Origin of the sequence: Streptomyces xiaopingdaonensis (assembly GCF_000262345.1) — a bacterium.
Lineage (GTDB): Bacteria > Actinomycetota > Actinomycetes > Streptomycetales > Streptomycetaceae > Streptomyces > Streptomyces xiaopingdaonensis.
In genome coordinates, this window is sequence record NZ_AJTQ01000209.1 from 1 (window position 1) to 18229 (window position 18229).

Sequence of the window (18229 nt, forward strand, 5' to 3'; positions counted from 1 at the left end):
CACCGCGGAGAGGGTGCCGGCGAGGGTGCTGTTGGTGTCGCCGTAGACGAGTACCCAGTCGGGGGCCGCGTCGGCGAGGACGGGGTCGAGCGCGGCGAGTGCCTGCCCGGTCTGCGCTCCGTGGCTGCCGGAGCCGATACCGAGGTGCACGTCGGGTGCCGGGATGCCGAGTCCGGAGAAGAAGACGTCGGAGAGGTCGGCGTCGTAGTGCTGTCCCGTGTGGACGATCGTGTGCTCGTGGCCGTCCTTGGCGAGTGCGGTCGAGATCGGTGCGAGTTTTACCAACTGCGGGCGTGCGCCCACGATGCTGACGACTCTCATATGCGCTCACAGGGGTGCGGCGGCGGGAATTCGACAGGCTGGGACGGAAGCTGCTCAGGGCGGAAGCAGGGCCGCGAGACGGCGTCCGAAGTGCGGATTCACCCCGATGGCCTGCTTGTTGCCGCCGTTGTTGACAACGCGTTCGGCGATCATAACGACAGTCAGTCAGCCAGTGAGAAAAGCGCAACCGGTGAGTCTTCGGCCGTGGACCGAGAATGCGCGTGCGCATCAATTCCCCCATGCCGACCCGTCCCGTGCACGCGGGAATCCACGCGCGTTCCCGGCTGCGGACGGGCCGGGAGAGGAGACATCGTGGACGGTGGCGTTACCAACCGCGGGCGGATCGTGATGCTCGTCGACAACGGGGTGCGGGGCGACTCGCGCGTCCAGAAGTCGGCCGCCTCCGCCGCGGCCGCCGGCTGGGAGGTCTACCTCCTGGGGCGGGCGCCGGGTCCCGCGCGGCGGAAGTTCTCGGTCGGCGGTGCGCGCGTGCGGCTGCTGCCGCGGCCGGCGCCGCTCCACACCAGGAGGCACACGCTGCGCAGCGCCGCCTTCCGCCGGCCGCTCGCCTACCCCGACGCCCGTGCCGCCGCGTACAAGGAGCAGTGGGCGAAGGCACGCCGCAGCGACCTGTGGATGCGCAGGGCCGTGCTCGACCTCGCGCTGCGGCGCAGTCCGGGCGGCGTGCGCACGGTGCCGTTGCGGCTCGCCCGCGGGTGGCTGCGCGTGCCGGGCGGCGCCTCGCGGCTGGCGGTGCGGTGGATCGCGCTGCGCGACCGGCAGCGGCAGCAGGCCGAGGAGTACCGCACGACGCTGGAGGGCCGCCTCGACCGGCTCGCCACCGCGGCGTGGCGCGCCCTCCTCGGCAACCGCGCCTGGCGCCGCCTCGAACCCCACTTGTACGACTACGAGTTGGCGTTCTGCGCCGAGATCGACGCGCTGCGACCCGACCTCATCCACGCGCACGACTTCCGCATGCTCGGCGTCGGAGCCCGCGCGGCGGTACGGGCGCGCGCCGAGGGCCGGAACGTCAAGCTCCTCTGGGACGCGCACGAGTACGTGCCGGGGCTCAACGCGCCGCACCACCGGTGGATTCCGGCCCTGCACGCCTGGGAGAAGGAGCACGCGCCGTTCGCGGACGCCGTGGTGACGGTCTCGCCGCCGCTCGCCGAGCAGCTCCGCAAGGACCACGGGCTCGCGGAGCTGCCGACCGTCGTCTACAACGCGCCCGTCACGGAGCTGACGGCCGAGCAGCGGACGGCGGAGCTGCCCGACCTGCGTGCCCAGTGCGGCGTCGGTCCCGAGACGCGGCTCGTCGTCTACGTCGGCGGCATCGCGCCGGTGCGCGGGGTGGACACCGTCGTCGCGGCGCTCGCCGAACTCCCCGGCGTGCACCTGGCGTTGGTCTCCCGGCCGCCCGGCGGCGTCTCGGGGGCGGCGCGCGCGGCGATCCGCGCGGAAGGGTACGAGGACCGCGTCCACCTGCTGCCGTACGTGCCGCACTGGCAGGTCGTGCCGTATCTGCGGAGGGCGGACGCGGCGGTGAGCCCGCTCGTCCACCTGCCCAACCACGAGGTGGCGATGAGCAACAAGTTCTTCGAGTACGCGCAGGCCCGGCTGCCGCTCGTCACCAGCGACGTACGCGCGATGGCGCAGATGGTGCGGGCGACGGGCCAGGGCGAGGTCTTCACCGCGGGCGACGCGCGGGACTGCGCGGAGGCACTGCGCCGCGTGCTCGACCACCCGCAGCGCTACCGCGCCGCGTACGACAAGCCGGGCCTCCTCTCCCAGTGGACGTGGGAGGCGCAGGCGGCGAAGCTCGACCGGCTCTACGCGGAGCTGCTGGGCCGGCCGCCGGCACCGCAGGAGAGCGGGCGGCTCAGCACCGTCGTGGGGCTCTCGGCGGCGCCGAGAGCCGGAGTGCGGCAGTGAGGGAGGCGCGCGAAGTGACCGCAGGTGCAAGGGAGTCGGAGGAGGAGAGCATGCGGATCTGCGTGGTAGCGCTCGGGAAGATCGGGCTGCCGCTCGCGGTGCGGTTCGCCGGTGCCGGGCACACGGTGGTCGGCGCCGACGCCTCGCAGCGGGTCGTCGACGCGGTGAACGACGGGGCCGAGCCCTTCCCCGGCGAGCACCTCCTCGCCGACCGGCTCAAGGAGGCCGTGGCCGCGGGACGGCTGCGCGCCACCGTCGACACCGCTTCGGCGGTCGCCGAGAGCGACGCCGTCGTGCTCGTGGTGCCGGTCTTCGTGACGTCCACGGGCGAGCCGGACTTCACATGGATGGACAGCGCGACCCGGGACGTCGCGGCCGGGCTGCGCCGCGGCACGCTGGTGAGCTACGAGACGACGCTGCCCGTCGGCACCACGCGCAAGCGGTGGGCGCCGATGCTGGAGGACGGCTCCGGGCTCATGGCCGAGCGGGACTTCTCGCTCGTCTTCAGCCCCGAACGCGTGCTCACCGGGCGGGTCTTCGCAGACCTGCGCCGCTACCCGAAGCTGATCGGCGGCATCGGGCCCGAGTCCGCGCGCCGCGGCGCCGCCTTCTACGCGAGCGTCCTCGACTTCGACGAGCGGACGGACCTGCCGCGACCCAACGGCGTGTGGGACCTCGGCTCGGCCGAGGCGGCGGAGCTGGCGAAGCTCGCCGAGACCACCTACCGGGACGTCAACATCGGCCTCGCCAACCAGTTCGCGCGTTTCGCCGACCGGGCGGGGATCGACGTCGAGCCGGTGATCGAGGCGTGCAACACGCAGCCGTACAGCCACATCCACCGTCCAGGTATCGCCGTCGGCGGGCACTGCATCCCCGTCTATCCGCGGATGTACCTGTGGAACGACCCGCAGGCGAGCGTGGTCCGCGCGGCGCGCGAGGCGAACGCGCTGATGCCGGAGTACGCGGTCGAGCGGCTCGCCGAGGCGTACGGCGAACTCGACGGCGCCCAGGTGCTGGTGCTCGGCGCCGCGTACCGGGGAGGCGTCAAGGAGACCGCCTTCTCCGGGGTGTTCGCGACGGTCGACGCGCTGCTCGCGCACGGTGCCGAGCCCTACGTCTCGGATCCGCTCTACGAGGCGGCCGAACTCTCGGCGCTGGGGCTGCCGCCCTACACGGGGGAGCGCGTGACGGCGGCCGTCGTCCAGGCGGACCATGCGGGGTACCGCGAACTCGGTGCCGCTGACCTGCCGTACCTGCGGGTGCTCGTCGACGGGCGGCGGGTGACCGTGCCCGAACTCTGGCGCGGTGTGGACCGCGTGGTGCTGGGGGCGCCGACGGAGGAGGCCGCGCCGGCGTGACGGTGCCGACGCGCGGCGCCCCGCCCGGCGGCGTTCCCCGCCGGGCGGCCGGGCCGCCGGATGTGAGCGTCGTCGTGGCCGTCCACGACACCATGCCGTACCTGACGACCTGCCTGCGCTCGCTCGCCGAACAGACCCTCGGCGAGGGGCGGTTGGAGGTGATCGTCGTCGACGACGGTTCCACGGACGGCTCGGGCGACGAGATCGCGGCGTGGGCGGGCAAGCGTCCTGAACTCTTCCGCACCGAGCGCCTGCCGCAGAACTCCGGTGGGCCCGCGCTTCCGAGCAACCTCGGCCTGGAGAGGGCGCGCGGCAGGTACGTCTTCTTCCTCGGGGCCGACGACCACCTCGTGCCCGAGGCGCTGGAACGGATGGTCGCGGCCGCCGACGCGCACGGCAGCGACGTGCTGCTGTGCAAGATGGCCGCGGTCGGCGAACGCAAGGTCCCCAGCGGGGTGTTCGCCCGCAGCGCGCCCGCGATCAGGCTCGTCGGGGACGGGCTCCCGTGGGCGCTCTCCAACACCAAACTCTTCCGCAGGGAGCTGCTGGAGCGCCACGGCCTCCGCTACGAGGAAGGGATGCCGGCCTTCAGCGACCAGCCGTTCGTCCTCGCCGCCTGCGTCGGCGCCCGGCGGATCTCCGTCCTCGCCGACCGCGTCTACTACCACGCCGTCCGCCGTGCCGACTCGGGCAACATCACCTACCGCACAGGACCGGAGGTGCGCCTGCGGTGCGCCGAGCGGCTCCTCGACGCGACCCACGCGCTCCTCGAAGGCGACGAGGAGCTGCGCCGGGGCTTCCACAGACGGCACTTCCACGTCGAGCTCCACCAACTCTTCCGCGACGGCTTCCTCGCCCTGGAGCCGCCGGCGCAGCGCGCGGTGTGCAGAGGCGCGGGGGCGCTCGTCGAGCGGTACGGGGACGGGGTGCTGGAGCGCCTCGACCCGGAGCGGCGGACGGTGCTGGAGCTCGCCCGGGAGGAGCAACTGGAGGCGCTCCGCGGGGTGTTGAGATGGCGGAAGGCGGTGGCCGCCGGAGAGTGGGGGCGCCCCGAAGAGGCGCCCGTGGTGGACGTACGGCGGTCCCGGGTGCGCAGGGGCGTGCCGGCTCGGGTGCGGCGGGTGGCGAAGGGTTGGGTGCGGGCGCGGGGGTGGGTTCTTCGGGGCCGACTGCTCGTGCCGGTGGGCCGGTTCGGGCGAGCGGCGGCTCGTTTCCGTGCGGGCCGCCCGCGTTGAGAAGCCGAACCGCTCGTGGTGCTGGTCCTGCTCGCAGGGCGGGAGAGTGAGGAGCGCCGGGGGCTGTCGAGCCCGGCGGTCCCTTGTGCAGCATCGCACGGCCGGCGATCATCCCGAGTCCGCCAACTCGCCCGGGAAGAGGCCGGCTTGGCGGCCGGACGAGCCGTCGCGCCGAGCCGGTGAGCCGGAAAGTCCCTGGACGGTTGCGGACCCCGTCAGCCGTGCACCGGCGCGACAGCCGGTTCGTCGGGCCGGGAGAGGGGGGGCGGGGCGCCGGACGCTCAGGGGCAGGGGAGCGGGAAGGTTCTCGGCCGGTTCGCCCAGGAAGACGCGGCGGACGACGCGTTCGGCGGCGCGGCCGTCGTCGTAGGGGCAGAACCGCTCGCGGAAGGCGTTCCGGAGCGCGTCCGAGTGCGGGCCGCGCCACTCGCCCGTGCGGAAGAGGGCGAACAACTCCTCCTCGGTGCGGGCGACCGCGCCCGGGGTCTCGCCCGGGCGTCCGGAGAGCAGGTCGAAGTAGACGCCCCGGGCGCTGCGGTACGCCTCCCAGTCGGGGGCGTAGATCACGAGGGGGCGGTCGAGGTTGGCGTAGTCGAACATCACGGAGGAGTAGTCGGTGATCAGGCCGTCGGCGGCGAGGCACAGCTCCTCCGTGCGCGGATGCGCCGAGACGTCCAACAGCAGGCCGCGCTCGGCGAGTTCGCGGAGTTCCTCGTCGGGTCCGTAGAAGTAGTGGGTGCGGACGAGGAGGAGGTGCTCGTCCCCGAGGGACTCGGCGAACCGCTCCAGGTCGAGGAGGGGGACGAACTCTTCCCGGTAGTCGCGCATCGTCGGCGCGTAGAGCAGGGCCGTGCGGCCCTCCGGGATGCCGAGCCGGGTGCGCAGCGCTGCGACCTCGTCCGCGTCGGCGCGCACGTAGCGGTCGTTGCGGGGGTAACCGGCCGGCAGGTCCTCGTAGGCGCAGGGGTAGGCGCGCTCCCAGTGCTCCGAGCTGTGCGGGTTGGCGGTGACACTGATGTCCCAGCGCTCGCTCCGGCGTAGCAGGCGGTGGAAATCGGTGCCGCGCGCCGAGGCCGGGTAGGGGAGTTGGTCGAGGCCCATGCGCTTGAGGGGGGTGCCGTGGTGGGTCATCACGTGGAGCTGGCCCGGCCGCTTCACCGTGGAGTCGGGCCAGTTGACGTTGTTGACGAGGTAGCGCGCGCGGGCGAGCAGCCGCCAGTAGCGGCGCGAGCCCGGATGGACGTGGTCGGTCCCGGGCGGGAGCGAGGCGGCGTACTCGGGGCTCACCACCCACACTCCGTGGACCTGCGGCGCGCGCCGGTGGGCCTCCTGATGGACGGCGGCCGGGTTGCAGGCGAAGCCGCGGCCCCAGTACGCGCTGTAGAGCGCCAGGTCGTCCCGGAGCGGGAGGCGGCGGTGGAGCGCGTAGTAGCCGCGGCGTGCCTGGCGCAGTCCGCCGCGCTGGAGCGCGCCGAGGCGCCCGCGCACGGCCGACGCGCCGCGCCTGGCGCGGAGTTCGGCGGCGAAGGGCGCGTAGTGCCCCTGCGCGAGCGCCCGGAATCCGCGGTCGCCCGCCGGTGGACGGAAGCCGTCCGGACGGTAGCGGTGGTAGAAGCTGGAGGCTCGGCCGAAGTAGGCGCGGCGGTCGGCGGGGCGTACGCGGTCCGGGTGGCGCAGGCAGAAGAGCAGGTGCGCCACCATCCGCTCGAAGAGGAGCGGGCGTACGCCGTCGAGTTCCGGGTGGCGGTCGAGGAAGGCGAAGAGCGAGGCGTATTGCGGGAAGATGTCGAAGTGGCGCCGTCCGGGGGAGCGGGTGATGGCGCCGAGGTGGCGCTGCCGGTAGTCGACGCAGATCCGCGGCAGGCACGCGACGCGCGCGGCGCAGACCATCGCCTCGTTGGCGACGGGCACGTCCTCGTAGAGCCCCGGCTCGAAGGAGAGTCCGGTGCCCGTGTAGAAGTCCCGCCGGTACGCCTTGTTCCAGGCGACGTGGAAGAGCGAAAGCAACTCGGGACGCTCGCGTACGCCGCCGGTCCCGCCTGCGGCCTCGGCGAGTTGGGCGCCGTAGCGGCTCTGTACGACCTCGCCCCACCAGTAGGAGCGCTGGTGGTCGAAGACGAGCAGCTCCGGGTCGCCCGCTGCGGTGAGGCGGCGGTCGATCGACGCGAGGGCGCCGGGGAGATAGCGGTCGTCGCTGTCGAGGAAGAGCAGGTACTCGCCGGTGGCCTGCGCCGTACCGGCGTTGCGTGCCGGGCCGAGTCCGCCGTTGCGCGGGAGGTGGAGTACGCGCAGCCGGGGGTCGCGGGCCGCGTACTCGTCGAGGATGCGGCCGCAGCCGTCGGGGGAGCAATCGTCGACGGCGAGGACCTCCAGGTCGCGGAAGGACTGCCCGAGCACCGAGTCGAGGCACTCGCGCAGGTACCCCTGGACCTTGTAGACGGGGACGACGACGCTGAAGCGGGCGCGTGCGCCGGTGGGGTGGAGCGACATCGGCTCTGCCAATCTCTGCGGAGCGGTGGGCGGTCGGGCCGGTCAGCCGGTGGCGCGGGTGCCGACCGGGCGCGGGGCTTCGCGGTCGCGGAGTATCCGTCGCGCCTCGGCCGGGGCGGGCGCGGGGCGCCGCTCCGCCGGGGGCACGAGGGGCGGCAGCGCGTCCAGCGGCTCGCCCAACAGCACGTGGCGCACGGTGCGTTCGGCCGCGTAGCCGTCGTCGTGGGTGCAGAACCGCGCCCGGAAACCGGCGCGGCGCCGCGCCGACTCCGCGTCGCACCAGGCGCCCGTCGTGAAGACGGCGGCCAACTCGTCCTCGTCCCGCGTCACATGGCCGGGCGGCGCGTCGAGCAGGTCGAAGTAGACGCCGCGGGTCGCCCGGTAGACCTCCCAGTCCGGGGCGTGGACGACGAGCGGGCGGTCGAGCACCGCGTAGTCGAAGAGCGCCGAGGAGTAGTCCGTGACGAGGGCGTCCGAGGCGAGGTAGAGCTGCTCCGTGCCGGGGTGGGCCGAGACGTCGACGAGACGCCCGGCGCCGGTGTACGTGTCCGGCGGGGTGTGGAAGTAGTGCGCGCGGACGAGCAGGACGTGGCCGGGGCCGAGGAGTCGGGCGAGGCGGGCCGGGTCGAGGGGGTAGGGCGCGTCGTGCAGGTGGTCGCGGTGGGTCGGTGCGTAGAGGACGACGAGCGCGTCCTCGGGGAGGCCGAGCGCGGCGCGTGCGGCGAGGACCTCTTCGGGGCCCGCGGTGAGCAGGATGTCGTTGCGCGGGTAGCCGAACTCCAGCGGCGTGAACGCGGCGGGGTACGCGCGCTCCCAGGCGAGCGTCGAGTGCCGGTTGGCGCTGAGGCTGAAGTCCCAACGGTCGGCGTGGGCGAGGAGCCGCCGGAAGTCCATGCCCCGCGCGGCGGCCGGGTACTGCTGGAGGTCGAGGCCCATCCGCTTCAGCGGCGTCCCGTGGTGGGTCTGGAGGTGTACCTGGCCCGGTCTTTTCGCGTACCGCGCAGGGAAGTTGACGTTGTTGACGAGGTAGGTGGCGCGCGCGAGGGCACGCCAGTACGCGGCGGAGCCCGGCTCGAGGCGGCGTACGCCGGGCGGCAGCGTGTGCGCGTACGCGCGGGGCGCGACCCAGGCCGTGCGGAGGCCGGGCGCGAGTGCGCGGGCCTTCGCCTCGATCGCTGCCGGGTTGCAGGCGTAGCCGCGGGCCCAGTAGGCGGAGAAGACGGCGAGGTGCGGGTCGAGCGGGCGCCGCCGCTGTGCCGCGTAGTAGAGGAGCAGCGCGGCGCGCTTGGCGAGGTGCGCGGCCGAGCGGGAGCGGGTGCGTGTCGCGGCCGCCGCGCGGTCGGCGCGGTGGAGCGTCCGGAAGAGGCGGTGCGAGCCGCTGCGCATCAGCAGGTGGCGGACGGCGGTGCGCCGACTGCCGCCCGCGGGCAGCGGTTTCCCTCGCCCGCCCGCCGGCGGCCGGCTGGTGCGCGGGTGGTGGATGCGGCAGTAGCGGCGGCTGCGTGCGAAGAACTCGGCCCGGAGGGTCCGCGGCAGGCGGCTGGGTGCGGTCGCGATCGTCGTGAGGTGGTCGAGCATGCGCCGGTAGAGGGCCGGGCGCCAGCGGTCGAGCCAGGGGCGCGCGTCGAGGAAGTCGAAGATCCGCTCGTACTGGGCGAAGACGTCGAAGTGGCGTCGGCTCGCCGTGCGGACGATGCTGCCGCCCCGGCGCTGCCGGTAGTGGACGCAGACGCGGTCGAGCGTCGCGATCGACTCCGCCGCGAGCAGCGCCGGGTACGTCCAGACGGTGTCCTCGTAGTAGCCGGGCGGGAAGGCGAGGCCCTGGTGCGCGACGAAGTCCCTGCGGTACGCCTTGTTCCAGACGACGGGGAGGAGGCGCAGCAGCTCGGGGCGGCCGGCGAGGGTGGAGACCTCGGGGCCCTCGCGCGGGGCGAGGAGCGCGGTGCGCGGGTTGGGGGCGAGTTCGCCGTGCCAGTGCGCCAGCGCGAAGTCGTAGACGAGGACGTCCGGGTCGCCCGTGGCGGTGAGGCGGTCGGCGATCGCGCCGAGGGCGCCGGGGATGAGGGTGTCGTCGGCGTCGAGGAAGAGGAGGTACTCCCCGCGCGCCGCCTCGACGCCGGCGTTGCGGGCTCCGCCGAGTCCGACGTTGGACGGGAGGTGGAGGGGGCGCACGCGGGGGTCGGCGGCGGCGCACTCGTCGATGATCCGCGGGGAGTCGTCGGGCGAGTGGTCGTCGACGGCGATCAACTCCAGGTCCGTGCAGGACTGTGCGAGGACGGACTGGAGCGACTCGTGGAGGTACGCCTGCACCTGGTAGGCGGGGACGATCACGCTGAATCGAGGCACGGCGTTCCACCCATCCCAACGGCCGGGCAGGAGATTCCCTGCCTTCGCCCGGCTCTCTGGAGATCGGGCGGGTTCTGCAGGTAATCATCCGAATTATCCGTCTGCGGGTCACCGTATCCACCCGGGCACGCGCTGTCGACCGGCCCCGGCCCGGTGTACGCCGGGACGGTGGCGAGGCGGTGCCCGCGGCCGTCCCGACGGGCGTGGTGTCGGGGCTCGGCGGCTTTGCGCCGACCGGTCGAAGCGAGCGCCCGGCTGCCGTGTGCGGTCGACCGCCGCCGTCCGCGCCCGCGTTCACCGCCGGCGCCCGACGCCCGCTACTTGACGGCCCCGGCCATCACCCCGGAGACGAACTGCTTCTGGAAGGCGAAGAAGACGGCGAGCGGGATCAGCATCGAGAGGAAGGCCCCCGGCGCGAGGACGTCGATGTTGTTCCCGAACTGGCGGACCTGCTGCTGGAGGGCGACGGTGATCGGCGGGTCGGCGGCGTCGGCGAAGATCAGCGCGACGAGCATGTCGTTCCACACCCAGAGGAACTGGAAGATGCCGAGCGAGGCGATCGCCGGGCCGCCGAGCGGGAGGACGACGCGGGTGAAGAGCCGTATCTCGCCCGCGCCGTCGAGCCGTGCGGCCTCCAGGAGTTCGCGCGGGATCTCGGCGAAGAAGCTCCGCAGCAGGAAGATGCCGAACGGCAGCCCGAACGCGGTGTGGAAGAGGACGACCCCCGGCGTCGTCTCGAAGATCCCCAGCGCGTTGAAGAGCTTCGCCACCGGGACGAGCGCCACCTGCACCGGCACGACGAGCAGGCCGACGACGACGAGGAACCAGTAGTCCCGGCCGGGAAAGTCGAGCCAGGCGAAGGCGTACCCGGCGAGCGCGGCGACGAGCACGACGAGGACGGTCGCCGGCACCGTGATCAGAACCGTGGTGACGACGGAGTCGGTGATCTGGGAGTTGGTGAGGAGCGCGTCGTAGTTGTCGAGGGTGAGGCGGCCCGGGTCGACGATCCACGGGAACGAGGAGCTGAACCCGAAGATCTGCCACCAGCCGCTCGTCGAGATGTCGGCGCGGTCGCGGACCGAGGAGCCGAGGAGCCCCGCCGTCGGCATCAGCCAGAAGAGCGCGATCACGACGAGGACCAGGCGGACCGCCCAGTGCCCCGTGAACGCGGCGACGCGCGCCCCCGCGGAGCGGCGGCGCGGCCCGGAGCCGGGGCGCCCGTTCGTCGGTTCCGGCGCCCGGGCCGGGGTGCTGACGGTGGTCACCTCTGGGACTCCCTCCGCAGGCGGCGGATGTTGACGACCATCACGGGGACCACGAGCAGCAGCAGGACGACGGCGATCGCGCTGCCGACGCCCTGGTCGGCGCTGCTGCCGAAGGAGGACAGGTAGAGCTGGAGCGCGAGGACGTTGGCGTCGCTCTGGGTGGCGCCCGGTGCGATGACGTAGACGAGGTCGAAGATCTTCAGGACGTTGATCATCAGCGTCACGAAGACGACGCCGAGGACGGGCGCGAGCACCGGCACCGTGACCCTCCGGAAGACCTGCCACTCGTTGGCGCCGTCCATCCGTGCGGCCTCCAGCAGCTCCCGCGGGATGCCCGCGAGCCCCGCGGCGATCAGCACCATCGCGAACCCTGCCCACATCCACACGTAGGAGCCGATGATCGCGGGGGTGACGAGGGTCGGCCCCAGCCAGTCGACGCCGCCGTACGGTGCGGCGAAGTTGCTCGCAGGCAGGCGGAGTTGGGCGCCGTCGGCCGAGGGCGGGAGGGTGAAGACGCCGTCGGGGCCGCTCGTCGCCTCCGCGATTCTCTTCCCGTCCTCGACGGCCTCGACCTTCACTCCGGCGAGGCCCTTCTCGCCCGCGTCGACCCGCCCGTGCTCGCTGCCGCCGCCGCGGACGAAGTCCAGCCACACGACGCCGGCGACGCCGCCCCCCTCGGCCCGCGGCGCCGGCTCGGCGCGCTGCGCGCCCGCGGCCTCCTTCGGGGGGATGCCGACGAGCGGCAGCAGCGCCACCTCGCCGGCCGAGGCCGTCGCCCTCGTCGTGAACCCTCCGCCGTCCGAGGGCGTAAGGCCCGCGCCCTCGCGCGGCTGCGCCCCGGGCCAGGGCGAGGACTCGGCGAAGGTGTCGTGGACGCCCGTCCACACCGCGTTGGCGACGCCGCGCTCCGGGTCCTGTTCGTAGACGAGGCGGAAGGTGATGCCGGCCGCGAGCATGGAGACGGCCATCGGCATGAAGACGATCAGCTTGAACGCGGTGGCCCAGCGGATGCGCTCGGTGAGGACGGCGAAGAGCAGCCCGAGCGCCGTCGCCAGCGAGGGCGCGACGATCACCCAGATCAGGTTGTTGCGCAGCGCCGTCAGGATGCCCGAATCGGTGAAGATCTCGCCGTAGTTGGCGAGGCCGACGAAGGCCCCTCCGGCCGCGTCGAAGAGGCTGCGGTAGACGGAGTAGACGATCGGGTAGGCGACGAGCGCGCCGAGCAGCACCAGCGCGGGGAGCAGGAAGAGCCACGCGATCCAGGCGCGCGAACGGCCCACCGCGGGGCGCGCGCCCGGTGCTCCGGTGCTGCGGCCGGGGGCCTGCGGTGCGGCGGGGTCGGTCGACATGACGGTGGTCTCCCCTGTTCCGTCAGCGGCCGCTGCGGCGGGCTCTGCCGCGGGCCTGGTCGGTACGTGGTGTGGTGTGCCGGGTGGTGCGCGCTGCCGGTCCTGTCACTTCTCGTACGCCTTCGCCGCGGCGGCCTCCAGGTTCTGCTGCGCGCCCTCGACGTCGTGCGGCTCGAGGAGGAAGTCCTGGAGCGCCTTCCACTCGCCCTGCCCCTTGGTGCCGCCGAACGCGGCGGGGGCCTGGTCCGACATGTCGAAGCGGAAGTCGTCGCCGGCCGAGACGAGCGCGCGGGCGATGCGGCGCTGCACGGCGTCCGGGTACGCGGCGAGGTCCAACTGCCGGTTGGGGGAGAGGAATCCGCCGGCTTCCGCTGCGATGCCGGCGGCGTCGGTCGAGGCGAGGAAGGTCAGCAGCGCCTGGGCGCCCTCGCCCTGCCGCAGGACGACCGCCGCGTCCCCCGCCGTCACGACCGGCGACTCCCCGTCCACTGCCGGGAAGGGGTACGCCTTCGCCTCCTTGCCGATCCGTGCGTTGGTGTCGCCCGCGATGTTGACGCCGACGAAGTCGGCCTCGAAGACCGAGGCGGCCTGCGGCGAGGCGAGGTCGCCGAACGCCTTCGTCACGGAGGCCGGGAACTCGGTCTGGAGCGCGCCCCGCTGTCCCCCGGCGAGCAGGCGGCGCTCGCCGAAGAGTTCGCCGAGCGTCTTCAGCGCCCGGCCCACCGAGGGGTGGGTCCAGGGGATCTCGTGCGCCGCGAGCTTGTCGTAGAGGTCGGGGCCCGCCTGGGAGAGGTAGATGTTCTCGAACCAGTCGGTGAGCACCCAGCCGTCGGCGCCGCCGACCGAGACGGCGGGCACCCCGGAGTCGGTGAGGGTGCGCGCGTCGTCGACGAACTGCTGCCAGGTCTTCGCCTCGCCCACCCCCGCATCCCGGTATGCAGCGGTGTTGTACCAGATCAGGGACTTGTTGGCGACCTTGTAGTAGACGCCGTAGCGGGTGCCCTCGTACGTCGCGAGGTCCTGCCAGCCGGGCGAGAAGTTCCTCTCCAACTGCTGCCGCGCCTCCGGTCCGAGCGGCTCGAGCCACCCCTTCGCGGCGAACTGTTCGACGACGCCGACCTGCGGGACCATCACCACGTCCGGCGGCTTGCCGCCCTCGATCTTGGAGCCGATGTAGGTGGCGACGTTGTCGCCCGTCGGGACGAACTCCACGGTGGCGCCGGTCCGCCGCTCGAACTCGGCGAGCACGCGGCGGAAGTTCGCCTCCTCCGGACCCGTCCAGACGGCGGCCACCTGCAACTTCTCGCCCTTCAGCGAGGGGAGCCGCACCGTGGGCCTGTGCTCCTTCGCCCAACTGCCCTCGTCCGTCTCCTCCCGGCCGACGGCGGTGACGGCGAGCGCGGCGACGGCCGCCAGCACCAGTGCGCCACGCAGCCCGACACTCGCGAGCCGCCCGGCGCCCTTGCCGCGTAGCGATGTAGGCATGCCTCTCGTCCCCCTGCCGAGGCGCGGCCCCCGTCCGCAGCGCGCTTCCGATACCGGGTGCCTCGCACTGTGCTTTCCGTGCGCATAGGTGTACGCCCGGCGCGGGCGGACGGCAATAGGGCCGTCGGGGGCGAACTGCGACGCGAAGGCGGGGAGTTCGGGGCGGCGGGGAGAGTCGACGACGCCCTTCCGTGGTGAAGCAGGCACGCGGGAGACCGCCGCCGCGGCAAGGGGCAGCCCGGGCGGCTGCTGCGGGGGACAGGACCGGCGCGGACTGGTTCTCGGGGAAGGAGCCACCCACGCGCCGTGCGACGTCGGCGGCCATGCACCGGCACCGTCCGGGCCGGCGATGCCCGCGCCGTCGGGCAACGCCGTGCGCTGCGCGCGGAGTTGGCGTCCTCCGCAGGCGCCTCGCCGGTGTTCCCGGGGGAGCCGTCGCGCCGGCGTCTCGGCGTGGGCGCCAAGAGCACCGTGCTGGTCGACATCCGGAAGTACGACGGCAGCGTGAGCGCGCGGTGGACCGCCGACCGGCTCGGCGAAGACGAGTACGGCGTGTGGGCGGGCACGGCGCAGGGGGCCTCCGTCGGTTCCGCCACGGGCGGTTGGACGAGCCGGTTCGCGTACGTGATGGTGGTCCCGCGAGGCGCGTGGTGGACGGAGTTCGCCGAACACCGTTCGTCGAAGCAGTCACCGGTGTCCCGGTCCGCCGAAAGGGGAGCCTTCGAGGCGGGCGACCGGCGAAACGAGCTGATTACGGGGGCGGTTGAGGTGATTGCTCTCCGCCCTGGTTGTGTCCTTTGCGCTCCTTCTCGTGCGTGCGGAACTTCTCGCGTCGTGCGCCGCCGACCACCGAGTTCGTTTGTGACGGCTTCACTCGCACCGCCTGGCCCACTTCGCCGTTGACACGCCCCCGGCCCAACAGTTCACCCGGCCGGCCACGTCGGTACAGGCGGCGTTCCTGTCCACTTGATCTTGGAACTGCCCTAGCATCGGAGGATGACCGAAGGTCGAAACCACGAAGATGTCGAAGCTCCCAAGACCGACTCCGGTATCGACAATCAGATTTCCGGCGGTCAATTCAACGGTCCCGTCGGCCAGTTCGGGGCCGTCCACGGGGACGTCAACTACCAGTGGTCCGCCCCACCGAAGAGCCAGAGGGAACTGGAGTTCCGGGCCCGCTACATGAGAAAAGCAGAGGAGGCTTGGGCAGCCGAGGAGAAGAAGCGGGAAGCCGAGGAGGAGGAAGAGAACAGGCACCCCGCAGAAAAGATCCTGCGAGGCGTGGTTCTGGTGATTCTCCAACTCGCCATTTCGGCCTTGTTCATTTTTCTTGTCTTTCGCTTGGCTCCTCACGTCCTCGAAGCCCTGTCGGGGTTCGAGGACGCCCCGTAGCCTGGCCTGCTGCCCGTCCTCGGCGCAACGACCGCCGAGGCCCGCTCCCCGCAAGACGCCTTGGACGAACTCCGCGGTAGGAGCCGGAGCTGGGGACTCGCGCTGCGGGTCGGAACCCCGGGCGAAGGGCTCGACGTGGACGCGCCGCTTCCGATCGCACGCATCTGTCAGAACGCCGACCTCCCGCGGCTCGCACGGATTCCGGGACGCCACAGGATTCTCCGAACGCCAGGGGCTCACGTACCGCCAACTCGCCTACCCCCCTTGCGCTGTCGGTCGGCGTGCCATGCCGGCCCGGGCCATCCGCAAGCCCGTCGTCCTCTCCGCGAGGAAGGGAGCCTCCGGTGCGCCGCTGTGACCTCCACGGCTCGCGGCTTGCTCTCGGTCGCGGGCCGGAGCTCCAACGGTGCCGAGCAACCAAGGGCGTTGTGCCCGGCGCGGCTGCGGCGCTCCAGAGCCCTACCCTTCGGGCCCCTCCCCACCAAGCGGCACGCTCGGCCGAGCGGACGCACCCTCCGCCCGCCCCCGCTCGCGCCCGCGTGCCGGGGCGTCCGGTGGTGCGACCCGGGGATCGGGGCGCTCCTCTTCCGGGGCCGTGCGCGGCGTACGCGGCGACTCCTCACGGGCGTCGGGCACTGAAGCGTCGGGGCGCACCTCGGCCCGCCCGTCGGGCGACGGGGAAGCGGCCCCCGCGTGCGTGCCGGGCAGCGGCGCGTCGGAAGGGGGGCGCGGCGCGGGGGTCCGGGGAACGTCGTCGGTGTCCTGGGGGACGACCCGGGGTGGGGCGCCCGTGCCGGCTGCGCGCTCCAACGCGCTGGTGAGCAGGGCGAGATCGGTGGGCCCGTTCCCCAGCTCGCGGACCTGGCGGCGGGTCGGCGGGTCGCCGGCTCGGGTCCAGTCGACGGGGACGACGGTGGGCCGCATCGTGGCCGTACGGGGGATGCGTCCGGTGACGCGGGCCGACTGGAAGGCCGCCGCCTCCTGCGGCCCCCGGAGGGTGCCGCGCCCGCGCGGGGCGCCTCCCTCCTCCCCGCTCAACTCGGCGAGGAGGGACGCCGCTCGCACCGCCGTCGTCTCGGCGGCGCGGGCCGAGCGCCCCGTCGTGAGGACGAGGTGGACGCCGAGTTCCGCGCCGCCGCGCGCGACGGCCTCCAGCGCCCTGACGACCGAACCCGCCGCCGGGCGGCCGGGGTTGCCGAGCGCGGGCTCGACGAGCGTGTCGAAGTCGTCGACGAGCACGGCGAGCCGGGGCAGCGCGGGCGGGGCGTCGGCGGCGGGCGGCGCCGTGTCCCGGGACGGTTCGGCGCCGGGGTGCGGTGCGGGGCCGCTCGCGCCCGCGCGGCCCGCGGAGGCGCGGGAGGGGGAGGCGGTGTACTGCTCCCACGTGCGTGCGCCGTAGGCGTCGAGGACTTCGGCGCGGCGCTTCAGCTCCGCGCCGAGCGACTGCGCGAACTCCCGCATGGCGACCGGCTCCGAGCCGTTCATCTGGCCGCGTACGTGCGGGAGTTGGCCGCACGGGGCGAGCCCGCCGCGCTCGTCGCCCGGCTGGGCCGCGCCGTCGACGAGGAGCAGCCCGAGGCGCTCGGGCGGCTCGCCCGCGGCGAGCGCGGCGGCGAGCGACCGCAGCAGCTCGGACCGGCCCGAGCCGGCAGGCCCCCGCACCACGGCCGTCCCGCCGAGCGAGGCGAGGTCGGCCTGGAGCGGGCCGCGCAGCCCCGCGCCGAAGAGGAGCGGTACGCCGGCGGGGGAGTCGGCGCGCGCGGCCCAACCGGCGCGCAGTGCCGCGGGGGTGGCCCGCGCCAGCCCCAACTCGTCGAGCAGGCGGCAGGTGTGGGGGAGCGGGGAGGTGGGCGCGGTGCGCGGGGCGCCCTCCGGCTCGCGCAGCGGGGCGAGGGCGCGCGCGAACCGCTCGGCCCAGGCGGGCGAGACGGCGTCGACGGTGGCGACGGGGCCGAGCGGCTGCGGCTCGCCCTCCGGGGGCGCGTCCTCGGACACCCGGACGAGGCGTACCGCGGTGGCCACGTCCCCGCTGAGGACGGCGAAGATCCGGAGCGCCCGGAACGCGGGGGAGGAGGCGAGCGCGGCGCGGACCGTCGCCGCGACGGGGGACGCGGGGGTGGCGGGGGGCGTCTCGGCCAGGCAGAGGACGTGGACGCCGGCGCCCGGGCCCTCGACGGAGAGCCTCGCCACGGCTTCGCGGAGGGTCGCCGTGCCCGGGTCGCCGTCGACGACGAGGAGCGTGCGGTCCTCCGGCGTCCCGCGGGCCGACTCCAAGCGCTGGAGCAGCTCGCCGGCGCGGGCCTCCGCCTGCTCGCGGTCGAGCGCGAGGAGGAGGCCGCAGTCCTGGCCGCGGCGCGGATGGACGTGCGGCAGCCAGCCGAGCCAGGACCACTCCGCGGCGCGCTCGGCGGCCGGACGCGTGCGGTCGGCGGCGAGGAGCACCACCTCCAGGTGCGAAGGACCGTGCGCGGCGGCGAGTTGGGCGAGCACGGAGCGGGCGAGCCCCGCGAGCCGGGACCGCGGCCCCGCGAGGCCGAGTGCGCCGTGCTCCCCCAGGTCGGTGGCGAGGACGCGCGCGCCGCGGCCCGGCGCGGCCGGGTGCGCGGTGCCGAGGCGGGCCGCGAGCGCGCCGGCGCGCGGCGGCTCGTCCTCCCACAACCGCTGCCCGGGGCCGAGCGCGCCGAGGAGTACGGCGGCCGGATCGGGGAGCGCCGGCTCCGGTTCGGGCGGCTCGGCGGGGGGCGGCTCCGGGGAGGCGGGCGGCCGGCCCTCGTCGGCCCGGGGGCCCGCGAACCGCCGCGCCCAGGCGACGGGGCCGCGGGTCCTGCGGCCTTCTCCTCCCTGCAAGGGGAGGGAAAGCGGAGCGAGCCCGGAGCCGTGCGTCCCGCCGTCGTCCGGCGGGGCGGGCGGAGGGGGTGGTGCGCTCCCCGCGCGCCCTTCGGTCGGCGGCTCGTCCGACGCGGTGAGGCGGAGCCGCCCTTCCCCGTCCCGGACGGTGGCGCGGGACGGACCCGGCGGCCCCGGCAGTCTGCCCGCCGCTTCGAGGCGGAGCGGCG

At 74.1% G+C, this 18229-nt stretch carries 11 protein-coding genes; 4 read left to right on the top strand and 7 right to left on the bottom strand.

What is annotated here, in order from left to right; all coding sequences use genetic code 11:
* Positions 1–321 (bottom strand): UDP-N-acetylglucosamine 2-epimerase (locus UWG_RS30255; protein ID WP_033196196.1); only part of this gene is annotated, 321 nt, incomplete at its 3' end.
* Between the two features lie 312 nt (positions 322–633).
* On the opposite strand from UWG_RS30255, the gene UWG_RS0116630 reads away from it, so the two are divergent.
* The 3 genes from UWG_RS0116630 to UWG_RS31745 are packed head-to-tail and all read left to right on the top strand — an operon-like array spanning position 634 to position 4846.
* A complete protein-coding gene (locus tag UWG_RS0116630; protein ID WP_016908348.1) occupies positions 634–2253 on the top strand; it encodes a glycosyltransferase in 1620 nt (539 codons plus the stop codon).
* A gap of 50 nt (positions 2254–2303) precedes the next feature.
* On the top strand, positions 2304–3611 hold the full coding sequence (locus tag UWG_RS0116635; protein WP_029391508.1) for a nucleotide sugar dehydrogenase: 1308 nt from the start codon (positions 2304–2306) through the stop codon (positions 3609–3611).
* The gene (locus UWG_RS31745; RefSeq protein ID WP_016908350.1) at positions 3608–4846 is read left to right on the top strand and encodes a glycosyltransferase family 2 protein; all 1239 of its coding nucleotides are present in this window, start codon (positions 3608–3610) and stop codon (positions 4844–4846) included. Before UWG_RS0116635 ends, UWG_RS31745 begins: the two co-directional genes overlap by 4 nt.
* A gap of 108 nt (positions 4847–4954) precedes the next feature.
* Here the strand turns inward: UWG_RS31745 and UWG_RS0116645 are convergent, their stop codons facing one another.
* The 5 genes from UWG_RS0116645 to UWG_RS0116665 form a co-directional block, all read right to left on the bottom strand.
* A complete protein-coding gene (locus UWG_RS0116645; protein WP_016908351.1) occupies positions 4955–7336 on the bottom strand; it encodes a bifunctional glycosyltransferase/CDP-glycerol:glycerophosphate glycerophosphotransferase in 2382 nt (793 codons plus the stop codon).
* A 42-nt stretch (positions 7337–7378) separates the two neighbouring features.
* Positions 7379–9682, bottom strand: a complete 2304-nt coding sequence (locus tag UWG_RS0116650; protein ID WP_033196197.1) for a bifunctional glycosyltransferase/CDP-glycerol:glycerophosphate glycerophosphotransferase — start codon at positions 9680–9682, stop codon at positions 7379–7381.
* Positions 9683–9999: 317 nt separating this feature from the next.
* Positions 10000–10947 (bottom strand): carbohydrate ABC transporter permease, encoded by a 948-nt coding sequence (locus UWG_RS0116655; RefSeq protein ID WP_016908353.1) that lies wholly within the window; start codon positions 10945–10947, stop codon positions 10000–10002.
* On the bottom strand, positions 10944–12296 hold the full coding sequence (locus UWG_RS0116660) for a carbohydrate ABC transporter permease (protein ID WP_016908354.1): 1353 nt from the start codon (positions 12294–12296) through the stop codon (positions 10944–10946). Before UWG_RS0116660 ends, UWG_RS0116655 begins: the two co-directional genes overlap by 4 nt.
* A 105-nt stretch (positions 12297–12401) precedes the next feature.
* Positions 12402–13781, bottom strand: coding sequence for an ABC transporter substrate-binding protein (locus UWG_RS0116665; protein ID WP_237720111.1), 1380 nt, complete (start codon positions 13779–13781; stop codon positions 12402–12404).
* A 996-nt stretch (positions 13782–14777) separates the two neighbouring features.
* Between UWG_RS0116665 and UWG_RS0116670 the strand changes: the two genes are divergently transcribed.
* A complete protein-coding gene (locus tag UWG_RS0116670) occupies positions 14778–15173 on the top strand; it encodes a hypothetical protein (RefSeq protein ID WP_016908356.1) in 396 nt (131 codons plus the stop codon).
* 459 nt (positions 15174–15632) lie between these two features.
* Here UWG_RS0116670 and UWG_RS30265 read toward each other — a convergent pair.
* Positions 15633–18229, bottom strand: a 2597-nt coding sequence (locus tag UWG_RS30265) for an FtsK/SpoIIIE domain-containing protein (RefSeq protein ID WP_050988593.1), incomplete at its 5' end; no start/stop codon positions are given.